14 protein-coding genes are annotated in these 14,172 nt (G+C 70.1%); 9 read left to right on the top strand and 5 right to left on the bottom strand.

The annotated features are described in order from the left end of the window. Positions 1–24 precede the first annotated feature (24 nt). On the bottom strand, positions 25–1,455 hold the full coding sequence (gene phoA, locus JOB34_RS15020) for an alkaline phosphatase (RefSeq protein WP_243758184.1): 1,431 nt from the start codon (positions 1,453–1,455) through the stop codon (positions 25–27). Between the two features lie 157 nt (positions 1,456–1,612). On the opposite strand from phoA, the gene JOB34_RS15015 reads away from it, so the two are divergent. The 9 genes from JOB34_RS15015 to JOB34_RS14975 all read left to right on the top strand — a co-directional run bounded on the left by JOB34_RS15015 (position 1,613) and on the right by JOB34_RS14975 (position 9,592). Beyond that, positions 1,613–1,960: a TraR/DksA C4-type zinc finger protein gene (locus tag JOB34_RS15015; protein WP_208053540.1), complete on the top strand. Its 348-nt coding sequence runs from the start codon at positions 1,613–1,615 to the stop codon at positions 1,958–1,960. 159 nt (positions 1,961–2,119) lie between these two features. Continuing rightward, positions 2,120–3,463 (top strand): histidinol dehydrogenase, encoded by a 1,344-nt coding sequence (gene hisD, locus JOB34_RS15010; RefSeq protein WP_208053451.1) that lies wholly within the window; start codon positions 2,120–2,122, stop codon positions 3,461–3,463. Positions 3,464–3,473: 10 nt separating this feature from the next. After that, on the top strand, positions 3,474–4,592 hold the full coding sequence (locus JOB34_RS15005) for a histidinol-phosphate transaminase (RefSeq protein ID WP_208053450.1): 1,119 nt from the start codon (positions 3,474–3,476) through the stop codon (positions 4,590–4,592). Further along, positions 4,589–5,224: an imidazoleglycerol-phosphate dehydratase HisB gene (gene hisB / locus JOB34_RS15000; RefSeq protein ID WP_208053449.1), complete on the top strand. Its 636-nt coding sequence runs from the start codon at positions 4,589–4,591 to the stop codon at positions 5,222–5,224. The genes JOB34_RS15005 and hisB overlap by 4 nt, the downstream gene beginning before the upstream one ends. A gap of 6 nt (positions 5,225–5,230) precedes the next feature. After that, the gene (locus tag JOB34_RS14995; protein WP_208053448.1) at positions 5,231–5,854 is read left to right on the top strand and encodes a hypothetical protein; all 624 of its coding nucleotides are present in this window, start codon (positions 5,231–5,233) and stop codon (positions 5,852–5,854) included. Next, the gene (gene hisH, locus JOB34_RS14990; protein WP_208053447.1) at positions 5,851–6,486 is read left to right on the top strand and encodes an imidazole glycerol phosphate synthase subunit HisH; all 636 of its coding nucleotides are present in this window, start codon (positions 5,851–5,853) and stop codon (positions 6,484–6,486) included. The genes JOB34_RS14995 and hisH overlap by 4 nt, the downstream gene beginning before the upstream one ends. Before the next feature lie 36 nt (positions 6,487–6,522). Next, positions 6,523–7,272, top strand: coding sequence for a bifunctional 1-(5-phosphoribosyl)-5-((5-phosphoribosylamino)methylideneamino)imidazole-4-carboxamide isomerase/phosphoribosylanthranilate isomerase PriA (gene priA / locus JOB34_RS14985; protein ID WP_347813887.1), 750 nt, complete (start codon positions 6,523–6,525; stop codon positions 7,270–7,272). After that, positions 7,269–7,991 carry an SseB family protein gene (locus tag JOB34_RS14980; protein ID WP_347813886.1) on the top strand — a complete coding sequence of 241 codons (723 nt, stop codon included), beginning with the start codon at positions 7,269–7,271 and terminating at the stop codon, positions 7,989–7,991. The genes priA and JOB34_RS14980 overlap by 4 nt, the downstream gene beginning before the upstream one ends. A 299-nt stretch (positions 7,992–8,290) precedes the next feature. Then, positions 8,291–9,592 (top strand): HNH endonuclease signature motif containing protein, encoded by a 1,302-nt coding sequence (locus tag JOB34_RS14975; protein WP_208053445.1) that lies wholly within the window; start codon positions 8,291–8,293, stop codon positions 9,590–9,592. A gap of 103 nt (positions 9,593–9,695) precedes the next feature. Here JOB34_RS14975 and JOB34_RS14970 read toward each other — a convergent pair whose 3' ends face one another. The 4 genes from JOB34_RS14970 to efeO form a co-directional block, all read right to left on the bottom strand. Next, the gene (locus JOB34_RS14970) at positions 9,696–10,691 is read right to left on the bottom strand and encodes a 1-acyl-sn-glycerol-3-phosphate acyltransferase (protein WP_208053444.1); all 996 of its coding nucleotides are present in this window, start codon (positions 10,689–10,691) and stop codon (positions 9,696–9,698) included. 1 nt (position 10,692) lies between these two features. Beyond that, positions 10,693–11,583 (bottom strand): patatin-like phospholipase family protein, encoded by an 891-nt coding sequence (locus JOB34_RS14965; protein WP_347813885.1) that lies wholly within the window; start codon positions 11,581–11,583, stop codon positions 10,693–10,695. Positions 11,584–11,658: 75 nt separating this feature from the next. Further along, on the bottom strand, positions 11,659–12,933 hold the full coding sequence (efeB, locus tag JOB34_RS14960) for an iron uptake transporter deferrochelatase/peroxidase subunit (protein ID WP_208053443.1): 1,275 nt from the start codon (positions 12,931–12,933) through the stop codon (positions 11,659–11,661). Next, a complete protein-coding gene (gene efeO / locus JOB34_RS14955; RefSeq protein ID WP_347813884.1) occupies positions 12,930–14,150 on the bottom strand; it encodes an iron uptake system protein EfeO in 1,221 nt (406 codons plus the stop codon). The genes efeB and efeO overlap by 4 nt, the downstream gene beginning before the upstream one ends. Positions 14,151–14,172 lie beyond the last annotated feature (22 nt).

Below are 14,172 nucleotides of genomic sequence, written 5' to 3'. Positions count from 1 at the left end.
CGAGCAGTCGCCCTCCTGGAGGGGTCAGTGGCGTCCGGGCCGATCCAGTTCGAGTGCCCGGGAGATGGTGAAGAACAGGTCGGTCTGATCGGTCAGCCCGACCACGTTCGCGGCCTGCGGACCGTAGCCTGCGATGCGCAGCTGGGTCCCGGTGTGCTGCTGGGAGGCGCCAGCGGCCGCTGTCGCGTAGTTCAGCGTCATCGGGGCGTTGTCGGCAGTGAGCAGGTTGACCGTCAGTCCGGGCGTGGTCGAACCCGCCTCGACGATCTGACTGGTGTGGGCGTGATCGGCCGTCACGAAGACCGACGTGTTGCCGTCCTTCTTGGCATAGGCCAGGGCTGCCTGCACCGCCTCGTCGAGGTCGATGGCCTCCCCGATCTGTCCGCAGGCGTCGGCGGCGTGATCCTGCTTGTCGATGCTCGCTCCCTCGACCTGCAGGAAGAAGCCCTGCTTGTTTCCCTTGGACAGCAACGAGATCGCCTTCGTGGTCATCGATGCCAGCTTGGGCGTCGAAGTGGTGCGCGCAGGGTTCTCGGTGCACCGGGCTGCGGGCTGTGCGCCGCCGGTCGGAGTGGCCTTCGGGCCGACCCAGCGCACCGGCATGTTGCCCGGAGCGAAGAGTCCGAGCACCGGTGTGCGCTGGTCGGCTGTCCGGACGCCGGACAGCGAATCGTCATCCGTCACGACCCGGAAGCCGCGACGTTGCGCCTGGCTGAGCAGGGTCTGCCCGGTGTACCGGCCGGTCGTCGCCTTCTCGCCGAAGGTGGTCGCGCCACCACCGAGGGTGACATCGGGGCGCGTGTCGAGCAGCTGCTCGGTGATCGAGCCGCGGCCGCCGTTCTCCTTGGCGTTGCTCGGGCAGATCTTCGTCGTGGCGACCGGTCCGTAGCAGGAGCGCGCGGTCACGTGGCTGACCTGCACCGCGGGAGTCGCGTCCTGGATCTCGGCCGTGGACACGTCCCCGGTCTTGAGCCCGCGGGCCTTGGCCAGCTCCAGGAGGGTCTTCTGCGGGGCCCCGTGCACGTCCACCGAGATGGCGCCGTTGTAGGTCTTGGTGCCGGTCGACCAGCCCGACCCCGAGGCTGCGGAGTCGGTCACGTAGTCCGGCTTTCCGTCCTTGGTGAGGGAGTAGGTCGTGTACTGCCCGGTCAGCGGCAACGCGTCGATGCCGGGCAGGCGTCCGGCCGCGCCGTACCGGTAGTTGCGCGCCGAGGTGATCTCGGAATCGCCCATGCCGTCGCCGATCAGCAGGATGACGTTGCGCGCCTTGTGCCCATCGACGGCCCGGGCGACGGTGCGGCTGTCGTCGCCGCTGAGTCGGCGCGCGCCACCGTGCTGGGTGAGATCGACCTGTGTCGCGGCGGCGGCGATGCCGACCGTCGAGAGGGCGGCGACGGCTGCCAGCCCGATGCCCCAGGTGGAACGGCGAGCGGAACGACTGCGTGTTGTGATCAATGCGTCTCCTCGGATGATGGCTGATACCCAGCCTGTGAGAAACCAGAGAAACTGCTGCACATGAACTGCAGGTGTGCTGGACATCACGCTGAGGTTGACGGGCGGCGAGCGGATGGTGAGATCAGCCGGTCCGCGACATGCTGGCCCGGTGAGCTCGATGACGGGGGTGGAGGAGAGGCTGGCGGCGGATCGCGTCGAGTCGATGCGCAGGCTGGCCGATCTGAGGGGTCAGTTCGCGCGCACGGTGGAGGCGTCGCGCGACACCAACGCCGACGACGAGCACGACCCCGAGGGCGCGACGATCGCCTACGAGCGCTCGCAGATGTCGGCGCTCATCGACCAGGTCGGGCGCCGGCTGGTGGCGTTGGATGCCGCGCTGGATCGGGTGCGCGAGGGGACCTACTTCGTGTGCGAGGTCTGTGGCGGCCCGATCGCACCGGAACGGCTGGAGGCCCGGCCGTTCGCGCGTACCTGCATCGCCTGTGCCGTCTCGCACCTCAGCTGACGGTGGCACAGCCAGGACCGAGAGCCACAGGTGGGCCTGTGGCTCTCGGACCGACCTGTGTCGGGGTCGCGGGCCGCCTCCGACGAAGCGCGTTGTACGACGGCGCCCGGGTCGTGGACGAGCACGGAGCGCCCCGGGACCGGCTACTAAACTGGTCTCGTGATATCCCGTCTGGACCTGCGCGGTACCGCTCTGTCGTCGTTGGACGCCCGCGGCCTGCGTGACGCGCTGCCGCGTGCCGAGTTCGACGTCGACGCGGCACTTGATGTCGTACGTCCCATCTGCGCCGACGTGCAGGCGCGAGGCGTGCAGGCGCTGCTCGAGCTGGGCGAGCGCTTCGACAGGGTGCGGCCGACCTCGCTGCGGGTGCCTCGCGAGGTGCTGCGGGCCGCGGCCGAGCAGCTCGACCCCGCGATCCGCGACGCTCTGCTGGAGTCGATCCGGCGCGCCCGCCTGGTGCACGCCGACCAGCGCCGCACCGACACCTCCACCACGGTCACCGACGGCGGTGTGGTGACCGAGCGCTGGGTGCCCGTGGATCGCGTGGGTCTCTACGTGCCCGGCGGCATCGCGGTCTACCCCAGCAGCGTCGTGATGAACGTCGTGCCGGCGCAGGCTGCCGAGGTGCCGTCGCTGGCGGTGGCCAGCCCGCCGCAGTCCACCAACACCGGTGTCTTCCACGGGTACCCGCACCCGACGATCCTGGCGGCGTGCGAGTTGCTCGGCGTCGACGAGGTCTACGCGGTCGGTGGGGCCCAGGCCGTGGCGATGTTCGCGTACGGCGCGTCGGACCAGGACGGCACCATGGTCTGCGAGCCGGTCACGCTGGTCACCGGCCCGGGCAACATCTACGTGGCAGCCGCAAAACGCCTGCTCAAGGGTCTGATCGGCATCGACGCCGAGGCCGGTCCCACCGAGATCGCGATCCTGGCCGACGACGCCGCCGACGCCGACCTGGTCGCCGCCGACATGATCAGCCAGGCCGAGCACGACGAGCTGGCGGCCGCCGTGCTCGTCACCGACAGCCCGGAACTGGCCGAGCAGGTGGAGCGGGCGCTCGACACCCGTGCGGGCGCGACTCGGCACGCCGTGCGCGTCAAAACCGCCCTCGGCGGGCGGCAGTCCGGGATCGTGCTGGTCGACTCGCTCGACGACGGCATCCGGGTCATCGACGCCTACGCGGCCGAGCACCTGGAGATCCAGACCCGTGACGCCGCGGCGGTGGCCGCGCGGATCCGCAACGCGGGGGCCATCTTCGTGGGCGCGTACGCCCCGGTCAGCCTGGGCGACTACTGCGCCGGCTCCAACCACGTCCTGCCGACCGGTGGCTGCGCCTGCCACAGCAGCGGGTTGTCGGTGCAGTCGTTCCTGCGCGGCATCCACGTCGTCGACTACTCCCGGGAGGCACTGCAGGAGGTCGCGGCGCAGGTGGTGACGCTGGCGAACGCCGAGGACCTGCCCGCGCACGGTGAGGCCGTCACCGCGCGCTTCCCGGACGCGTGAGCGCCTCGTCGTGACCGATTTTCAGGCGATGCTGCGCGCGGACCTGCGCGGCGGCAGCCCGTACGGCGCGCCGCAGCTCGACGTACCGGTCGCCGTCAACACCAACGAGTCCTCCCACCCGGTGCCGCACGACGTGGTGGAGGCGATCGCGGCCGCCGTCACTCGCGTCGCCCCCGGTCTCAACAGGTATCCAGATCGCGAATTCGTCGAGCTGCGGACGGCATTGGCCGGCTACCTGTCGGTGACCACCGGCTGCGAGATCGACCGTGAGCAGGTCTGGGCGGGCAACGGCTCGAACGAGGTGCTGCAGCATCTGGTGCAGGCGTTCGGCGGGCCGGGCCGTATCGCGCTGGGCTTCACCCCGTCGTACTCCATGCACCCCATCATCAGCCGTGGCGTCGGCACGACCTGGGTCGACGGACTGCGCGACGCCTCGCCGGACCGCTTCGACATCGACACCGACCTCGCGGTCGCCCAGGTGCGCGAGCACGACCCGCACGTGGTCTTCCTGTGCTCGCCCAACAACCCGACGGGCACCGCGCTGCGGCTGGAGACCGTGACCGCGGTGTACGACGCCGCACCGCGGGCCATCGTGGTGGTGGACGAGGCGTACGCCGAATTCGCCCGCCCGGGCACCCCCAGCGCACTCACGTCGCTGCCCGGCCGCGATCGGCTCGTGGTCACCCGCACCATGTCCAAGGCGTTCGCCTTCGCCGGCGTGCGGCTCGGCTACCTGGCGGCCGACCCCCAGCTGACCGAGCTGCTGCGGCTGGTCCGCCTGCCCTACCACATCTCGTCGGTGACGCAGGCGGTCGCGCTGGCGGCGCTGACGCACGCGCGCACGATGCTGTCGATGGTCGAGCAGATCAAGGCCTCGCGGGACGCGCTGGTGCAGGGCTGCACCCGGCTCGGCCTCGATCCCGTGCCCAGCGATGCCAATTTCGTCCTCGTGGGAGGATTCGCCGACGCGCGAGCCTCCTGGCAGCACCTGCTCGACCGTGGTGTGCTCGTGCGCGACGTCGGTCTGCCGCACCATCTGCGCATCACCGCGGGCACGATGCAGGAGACGCAGTCGGTGCTCGACGCGCTGGCACTCACGCTCGATCAGGACGGGAAGGGCACCGCATGACGGCGTACGACGAAGGCACGGTTGCACGCGCGGGACACCGCACGGCTCATGTCCAGCGCGCCACCAAGGAGAGCAGCGTCGACCTCTTCCTCGACCTCGACGGCACCGGCGAGGCGCAGGTCAGCACGGGCGTGCGGTTCTACGACCACATGCTCGAGAGCTTCGCCAAGCACAGCCTGATCGACCTGACCGTCGCCGCGACCGGTGACATCGACGTGGACGCGCACCACACGGTCGAGGACACCGCGATCGTGCTCGGCGACGCTCTGCGTGAGGCGCTGGGCGACAAGTCCGGCATCTCCCGCTTCGGCGACGCGATGGTGCCGTTGGACGAGGCGCTCGCGCAGGCCGTCGTCGATGTCGCGGGCCGCCCGTACGTCGTGCACGAGGGAGAGCCGGAGGGTCAGGTCTACGCGATCATCGGCGGCACGTACACCGGCGCGCTCACCCGCCACGTGCTGGAGTCCTTCGCCTTCCACGCCGGCATCGCCCTGCACGTGCGCGTGCTGTCCGGCCGCGACCCGCACCACATCGTCGAGGCCCAGTTCAAGGCGGTGGCGCGGGCGCTGCGAGCCGCGGTCGCGCGCGACCCGCGGGTGGTCGGCATCCCGAGCGCCAAGGGTGCGCTCTAACCCGCCATGACGGTCACGCGACCCGCGACCGGGGTGCTCTACCTGCACGGTGACCGCCAGCGTGTCGACACCTGGGTGCGCCGCGGGCAGGCCCCCTGTTTCGTCGTGCCGCTCTCGGGGTGGACCGCGGTCGTGCCCGCCGGCGCCGCACCCGCTCCCGCGCCGTACGACGCCGGGCACCTCGTCCTCGCCTCCCGCGGTGTGCCGTCCAACCTTCGCAGTGCGCTCGGGCTCTTCGACATCGACGGCCGCGCCGTGGTGACCGTGCATCCCGCGGGTTGGCGAGCCGTGCCCCGGTGGCTCGTCTGGGAGTCCGGCCGAGGCACCGCGCGGGTGCCGTCGCTGCCCGCCGCGTCGCCCATGGACCTCGTACGAGCCGCCGGTGTGGCGCCCGAGGTCGAGCGGGAGGTGCGCGCCGTCCTGGCCGAACGATCGGCCGCCGTGACCGACGTACTCGGCGACCTCGTCGAGCTGCTCGCGCTACCGGGCGAACGGCTGGTGTTCGGCCGAGGGGTCAAGAGCGCGGAGGGCTCGACGCTTGTCGAGCCCGAGGAGCGGTCGGTTCGCCAGTATGAGCGGCTAGTGCTGGAACGCATGGAGATTCGCGACACGGTCACCGGGTCGTCGTGAAGCAGGTCGTCGTCCTCGACTACGGCAGCGGCAATATCCGCTCGGTCGTGCGGATGCTCGAGCGGGTGGGTGCACAGGTGGAACTCACCGCCGATCCCGAGTCGGTACGCCGTGCGGACGGTCTCTACGTGCCGGGCGTGGGCAACTTCCACGCGTGCGTCGCGGGACTGCGTCAGGTGGGCGGCCCGGAACTGATCGGGGAGCGGCTCGCCGCGCGTCTCCCGGTGCTGGGGGTGTGCGTCGGTTTCCAGGTGCTCTTCGAGGGGTCGACGGAGCACTACGCCACCGACGGTCTCGACGGTATCGGTGTGTGGCCCGGCACGATCACCCGCCTGGAGGCTCCCGTCGTACCGCACATGGGATGGTCCCAGGTGCGGACAGCATCGGGTTCGGCGCTGTTCCGCGGCATCGAGGACGAATGGTTCTACTTCGTGCACTCCTACGCCGCATCTCAGCCTCCCGCCTCCGGCTTCGCGGGTCCCGATCGGGCGCCCCGTGTAAGCACCGCTGAGCACGGTGAGGTCTTCGTGGCAGCTGTGGAGGACGGCGCGCTCTGGGGCACCCAGTTCCACCCCGAGAAGTCCGGGGACGCCGGAGCGGCACTCATCGAGAACTGGCTCGCGTCGTTCTGACCGAGCCCGTGCAAGAACGAATCGAAAGGAATGACAGTGGTTTCCGAGCGAGGCACCAGTCCGCGGCTGGAGTTGCTGCCTGCGGTCGACGTCGTCGACGGCAGGGCCGTGCAGCTCGTGCAGGGAGTGGCCGGCTCGGGAGGGGAGTTCGGCGATCCGTGGCAGGCGGCGCTGGCGTGGCAGGAGCAGGGCGCCGAATGGTTGCACCTGGTCGACCTCGATGCCGCGTTCGGGCGGGGTGACAACCGCGAGTTGCTGGCCTCGATCGTCGGTCGCCTCGACATGAAGGTCGAACTGTCTGGCGGGATTCGTGACGAGGCGACACTGACTGCCGCATTGTCTAGTGGGTGCCGTCGGGTCAATCTCGGCACAGCTGCGCTGGAGAATCCGGAATGGACTGCGAAAGCCATTGCCGAGCATGGCGATCGGATCGCGGTCGGGCTCGACGTTCGCGGCACGACGCTGGCGGCTCGCGGGTGGACCCGCGAGGGTGGTGACCTCTGGGAGACGCTGGCGAGACTCGACTCCGAGGGGTGCGCTCGGTATGTCGTGACCGATGTCGCCAAGGACGGGATGCTGCAGGGGCCGAACGTGCCTCTGCTGCACGACGTCTGTGCGCGGACCGACCGCCCGGTCGTCGCGTCCGGCGGGGTGTCGACCGTCGCCGACATCGAAGCTCTCCGGGCCCTGGTGCCCGACGGTGTTGAGGGCGCGATCGTCGGATCCGCGCTCTACCGAGGGGCTTTCACGCTCGGTCAGGCGCTCGACGCGGCGGGGCGGCCGTGAGCGACCACCACGACTCCGCCGATCAGCCGTGGGAGGGCAGGCAGCTTCCTGCGACCGGCTTCGAGCAGGACACCGGCCAGGCCGACGCGGCGCTGATGGCCGCCATCGATGCCGACGACACGACGTTCATGTCGGCACTGTCGGCAGCCCGGTTGTTGGTGCCGATCGTCGCGACGGCGGACGACACGGAGGACACCGACGGCGGGCTCACCGTCGAGAAGTCGACGCAGATGGCCGTCGTGACGCTGACGGCCCCGGACGGCGAACGGGCGCTGCCGGTGTTCTCCGGGGTGCAGGCACTGCACGCCTGGAATGCCGACGCACGGCCCCGTCCGGTCCCGTCCGCGCAAGCCGCCCAGGCAGCGGTGGCCGAAGGGTGCGATGTCCTGGTGCTCGACCTCGGCTCGGAGCACCTGCGCATCGTGCGCCCCAGCATGGTGTGGGCATTAGCCACTCAGCGTGCGTGGCTCCCGGCGTACGCCGACCCGTTCGTCCGCGATGCCATCGCCCGCGCCTCCCGGGATGAGCCGGCGGTGGTGTCGGCCGACTGCGAGAGCGATGACGACGGTCAGCTGCGGGTGGTGCTGAGGCTGATTCCCGGCCTCGCTTCCGGTGAGGTGCAGGGGCTGTGCGCGCGGATCGGTGAGCAGATCGCGACCGATGGCGAGACCCGCGCGCGCATCGACGCGCTCTCGTTCCGGGTGCTGACCGCGAGCTGACCAGCAGACCCATCCCCAGTGTGGATAGCGCCGGGATCCGTCGGGGGATGTGGATAACTTCTGGGCGAATCATGTTGAGAAATATGAGTATTCGTCTCACTAGCCCTTGCGTCTAACTTCGAACGCGAGTACGATAAGACGTATACCGCAGGCTCGCCAGACAACCGGGGAGGGGGTGGGCGCGGATGAGTATTGAGGGGATCTCCCGGGTGCCTGATGCACCGCTTTGTGCTGCTCCAGCGGTGGCGCCGGCCGGGCCGGGTGCTGCGGCTGGGTTGCTGGCTCGGTTGGCGGAGTTGGTGACGGATCTGCAGGGGTGGCCCGGCGCGTTGTCCCAACTCAGCGAGGCGGAGTTGGGTGGGTTCGTTGCGACGATGGTGGGGTTGGGCTCCCGGGCGGAGTCGCTGGCGGCGGTCGCTACGACCGAGGCGGTCACCCGCGGGGTCGTGGCCAGCTCCACCGCGACCGACGCGGGCGGCTGGGTCGGTGCGTGTGTCGCCGAGAGCGAAGGTGCCGCGGAGCCGGCCGTCGCCCGCCGCATCGGGGTGGTCGCCACCGGGTGCGCCGACCCGCGCAACCGGGTCGTCGCCGATGCGTTGGCCGCCGGTGTCGTCACGGTGCACTGCGCGCGGGTGGCGTTGCGGGAGGTGCCGAAGGTGTTGCCGGTGATGCCCGGCGCGGACCGGGAGGAGGTGCTGTGCTGGTATTTGGCGTTGTCGCACACCGGGACCCGCACGTTGCGGGACCTGTCGGCGCGGATCATCGGCCGGTTCGCCCCCGAGGTGTTGGTCGCGCAGGAAGAGCACCAGCAGGCCTGCGAGTCCCTGACCTGGGCCGATCTGCCCAACGGGCTGACCCGGCCGACCGCGGACCTGTCTACCGGTCACGCCGCGGTCATCAAACATGCCATCCAGGCCCTCGCCGCACCCGCACCCTGCGCGACCGAGTCCGACTCGCCGGTGGCCGAGCGCGACGCTTGCACGCCCGGCAAGCGGCGCGCCGACGCGCTGATGGAACTGGCAGACACCGCGGCCCGCCTGTTGGACGGGGACCGCTCCCACCACAGCGGCACCGTCGGCGGATCGGCCAAGATCGTGATCACCCTGGACCACCAGACCCTCATCGACCAGCTGCACGCGGCGGGGAAACTCGAATCCGGCAGCGGTGATGATCCACCCCGTCACCTACCCGGGATCGGGCGCAGCATCAACGGCGACCTGCTCGACGCGGGCACCCTGCGACGGCTCGCCTGCGACGCCGACCTCATCCCCGCCGTCCTGGGCACCGAGTCCGAACCACTCGATGTCGGCCGCACCAAACGCCTGTTCACCGGCGGCCTGCGCACCGCGATCATCCACCGCGACCGAGGTTGCACCTTCCCCGGCTGCGACCGACCACCCGACTGGTGCGACGCCCACCACATCACCCCCTGGTGGGCCGGCGGCGAAACCACCCTGACCAACGCCGCACTGCTCTGCTCACGCCACCACACCATCGTCCACCGCGACCTGCTCACCGCCACCGTCACCACCACCGGCGTCACCTGGGACCCCACCCCCGGACTCATGCCCCAGCGACCCGGCACCGGACACGCGGCATGACCCTGACGGCGTTCACGCTCGTTGACGGCGTTCGAAGACCGTCAACCGACGCGAACGCCGTCAGGGCGGGTTCCGACAGGAGCGGAGGGGAAGAACGACGGCCTCAGCCGACCGTCTCGTTCTCGGGCGGTGTCCAGTCGTCGATCGCGGCCCACTCATCGCGCAACCATCCGACCAGATCGTCCGGTCTCACCCTCGTGCGTCGCAGGGAGACGTCGACGCGGTGGGTGAGAGGCACGGCAGCCCAGATCGCGGCGATCGAGGACAGTCGCTCGACGCCGCGGTGGGCGCCGACCAGCACCTGCGGGTCCGGCACCGCGGCCAGGATGGTGCGCATCGCGCCGGTGTGCGGGTCCAGCACGGTCGGGTGCGACTCCATCCAATCGAGCGCGACCAGATCACCGTCATCCCGCGCCTGCTCGACCTCGGCCTCCCAGCGGCCCGGCGTCCAGTTGCGCCCTTCCGGGAAGAGCAGAATCACCTCACCGGGTCCGGCAGACTTCGCGAAAGCGGCCAGTTGGGAGTCTCTTTTATCGTCCGGCACGCGCGGTGGCGGTAGGAAGAACGCTCCGAGGCGGCGCAAGGCGAGATCCATCGCCGGATCCCACAGCAGCATCCGCTTGAGCACTACTCGCGGCACGCACCCCAGATGCCGAGTCATCACCCAGACCATCATCAGCGAGTCGCCGACGCCGGCGTGCCGAGCCAGGAGCACCGTGGGAAGACCGTGGTCCAGGTCCGTTCCACCGGTGATGTGCACCTCGAAACCGACCACGCGACGGGCCCGGCCCACGAAGACGTCCAAAGCGTGCGCCACGACCTCGATGTGGTCGGTCTTCCAATCCTCCGGCCGCCGACGCCCGGCGCGGTGGGCCACCCACAGGCCGGTGCAGCGCGCGAAGATCGAGAAGTCCAGCACCACCGCAGCCATGCCGATCACGACGAACCGCAACGGCCTTCGTCGACGCGCGATCAGCCCTAGCAACCATGCGGGTACTGCGAGGATCGCCAGGACGACCAGCAGTACAGGCACCGCGACGACGTAGATCGGATCGCGCACCACCCGGCGCAGCGGCAGAGGCAGGACCGGAAGCTCCACCTCAGCCCGCGTCCACGGACGCCAGGTACGCGCTGGACGAGGTGTACGCCGCCGCGATCCGGCCGGTGATGTAGGCCGGGTTCCGGTGCAGCAGCGAGACCATCGGCGCGTCCTCCGCGCCGCTCGGAAGCTCGTGCACCTCGATGCCCGGCGGGATGTTGGCCATCTCCTCCACGTACCGGTGGCGGCGGGCGATCTCGAACGTCACCGACGCCACCTCCCACGGCCAGCGAGGCAGCCGCAGCTGCTGCTCAACGCGCCCGACGTGCATCACGTAGATGCGGGTGGCGCCGAGGGCGATCGCCCGGGAGACGGGGATCGAGTGGACCAGGCCGCCGTCCCAGTAGTGCTTCCCGTCGATCTCGATGGGCGGGAAGAGTCCGGGCACGGCGCAGGACGCCATGATCGCCGGCGCCGCCGGACCCTCGCTGAACCAATGAGCCACCGAACGCTCGAGATTCGCCGCCACGCACTGGAACGGCACCTGCATGTCCTCGATGTTCGCGACCGGCAGGTTGTCCCGGATCAGCCGCAGGAAGGGCCCGGCGGGTGACAGGTGCGTGCGCGGCACCCGGCGGCGCGACCTGGACTCCGACGAGTCGGAGTCGGCCCGACGGCCCGGCACCCGCAGTCGCGGGCGGGGCAGCGCGTCCTGCAGGCTCGGCAGCACCGACATCGACGACCAGAGCTCCGTCAGCCGCTCCAGAGCCGCTTCTCCGGGGTCGGCGGCGATCGCCGCGCCGTTGACCGCGCCGATGCTCGTGCCGACCACGAGGTCGGGCCGGATGTCGCGCTCCAGGAGGGCGCGCAGCATGCCGATCTGCGTGGCGCCGAGCACGCCGCCGCCGCCGAGCACGAAGGCGCAGGTGGGCGAAGCACCAGAGGGATTCACGTGCCGACACTACCTACGTGTCGCGTCGCGTCAGGGGAGTACGACGGTCACCAGCGTGGCGCAGTCACCTCGACGTCAGGCGAAGAGCTGCTCACCGATGTAGTGCCCCGACTTCGGTGCGGGCGGCACCGCGAAGAGGCCGGACCCGATGTGGGAGATGTATTCGTTCAACCGGTCGGATGCGCCGAGCTTCGACTGAAGTGTGACGAAATCCTGCGGGGTACTCATGTACGCGATGAACAGCAGACCGGCATCCAACTGACCGAAACCGTTGATGCCCTCGGTGTAGTTGTAGCCGCGGCGCATGATCTTCACCCCGCCGTTGTTCTCGTGCGCGGCGAGTGCCACGTGGGAGTCGGCGGGTATGACGGTCTTGCCGGTCGCGGTCCTGCTGTGGAAGTTCGGGGTGTCGAACTCTCCGTGGCCCGTCAGCGGGGCTCCAACGTTCTTGGTGCGCCCGAAGATCGACTGCTGGTCGTTGATCGGATCGGCGTCCCACACCTCGATGTTCATCGAGATCTTGCGCACGACCTGGTAGGTGCCACCGCGCAGCCAGGCCTGCTCGGACGCGTCGTCGACCCACACGAACTCGTCGTAGTCGGCGTCGGATCTCAGGTTGCGGGTGCCGTCCTTGAAGCCCAGCAGGTTGCGCGGGGTCTCCTGCCCCTTCCCGGCGGACGCGCGCCCGAAGCCGAGGACGGCCCAGCGGGTCGTGGCGGTCCCGCGCACCATCCGGGCGAGGTTGCGCACCGCGTGGTAGGCGACCTGGGGATCGTCGGCGCAGGCCTGCAGTGACAGGTCGCCTCCGGAGGACGCGGCGACCAGGTTGTCGCTCGGGAGAGCGGGCAGGTCCGCGAGCAGTGCAGGCTTCTTCGAAGAGAGGCCGAACCGTTCGTCGAACAGGCCGGGCCCCAGACCGACCGTGACGGTGAGACTGGCGGCATCGAGACCGGCCGCCTCACCGGTGTCCTGGCCGATGGCGCCGGGGCGCACGGAGTCGACCTGTCCGATGGGTGCGCCCTTCATCAGCTGCGCGATCGCCGCGGTCCAGCGGGCGAGCAGCACCTGCAGGTCCGAACGCAGGGCACCCTGAGCGAGATCGAAGGTCATGTAGACCGCGTACCGCTGCTGGGGGGTCTTGATCCCCGCGGGCCGCGCTTCGTCGTAGAACGGGTGCTGGGTGCTGAGATCGACGGTGTCGTGGTCGTCGGGCGCTCCCGCGGCGGACGCCGAACCGGCACCCCAGCCGGCGCCCAGCCCGATGGCGGCACCCGCGGCCAACCCGCCGGCGGCACCCTGGACGAGGCGCCGGCGGCCGACGCGGTGACGTGGCTGATCTGCGTCGGTCATCCCTGGGTGGCGACCTTCTCCGCGATGCGGGACAGCGGGTCCTGCAGGCCCTGCACGGTCTGGCTCAGGTTGGCCGCGCTCTTGGTGCGCTGCGCCGGTGTCCACGGCACGAACCCGCCGAGGTCCTTGGCGCTGCGGAAGGTGTTCAGCTGGCCGCTCACCTTCGAGAACTCAGCGCTGATCTGCGCGGTCAGGGCCGGGTCGAGCACGGTCAGCCCGGGCTTGAGGTAGGCGAACGCCTGCTGAGCGCCCTCGAGGTTGCCGTTGAAGTCCATCAGGTCCAGGTGGCTGTAGTACTCCTCCTCGCCCTTGATCTTGTTGGACTGCACCTCCTCCAGCAATCCCGCAGCGCCGTTCGCCAGGTCCTCCGGCTTGTACTTCAGCGTCTTGGCCAGCGTCACCAGTTTGCCGACGTTGCTGTCCAGCTCTGCGGCCAGCTTCTTGGTGTTGGCGGTGATCCTGCCGCTCTGCCACAGGTCGCGCTCGACCGCGTGGAAGCCGTGCCACCCGACCTTCGGATCGAGGTTGGAGGCGCGCATGTCGATCAGGTAGTCCAGGTTGCCCGCGTTGTCGGTGGGCGAGTGTCCGGGCAGCACGAACCCGTCGACGTCGGACTCGATCTTCTCGTAGTAGGGGCGAGCGGCGGCGTACTTCGCCTTCGCCTGCGCCACGTTCCCGGAGTCCACCGCCGTGCGCAGCTGGCCGGTGGCCGTCTTCATCGCGGACAGCTGGGTGTCGACGAAGGTGGCGTAGCCGGCGGTGCCGCTCGCCAGCAGGGCCGACGCGCTGCCGCCGGTCGAGGTCGCCGCCTTGCCCGTGACGGTGAAGTTCTGCATCTCCTTCGTCGCGCCCGGGCAGTAGATCTGGTAGCTGCCGCCGCCGAGGGTCGTGGTGAACTTCACGGCGCCGAGGCCGGGCGCGAGGTTCTCCTTCTCGCCGATGATGCGCTGGTTGCTCTGCAGCTCCAGCTCGGTGATCGCGGTGGCGCTGGTGTTGACGACGGTGAACGTGACCGGTCCGGCCTTCGCCTGCGGGTGGTCGATCGTGCACGAGTCGCCGGAGGGGCCGTTCGCCAGGGTGATGTGCACCTGCGCGGCGCCGTTGCTCACGGGAGCGGCGTTCGCCGACCCGGTGCCACCGGCGCCGGTGCCTGCGGAGCCGGTGCCCCCACCGTTGGTGCCGCATGCGGCCAACGCGAGCGTTGCGACGCCGGCCACGGCGCTGAGGATTGCAGGGTGC

This window comes from Allobranchiibius sp. GilTou38 (assembly GCF_017565325.1).
GTDB classification, from domain to species: Bacteria; Actinomycetota; Actinomycetes; order Actinomycetales; family Dermatophilaceae; genus Allobranchiibius; species Allobranchiibius huperziae.
The sequence above is the reverse complement of the archived record's forward strand: the minus strand, read 5'-3'. Positions and strand labels throughout refer to the sequence as shown.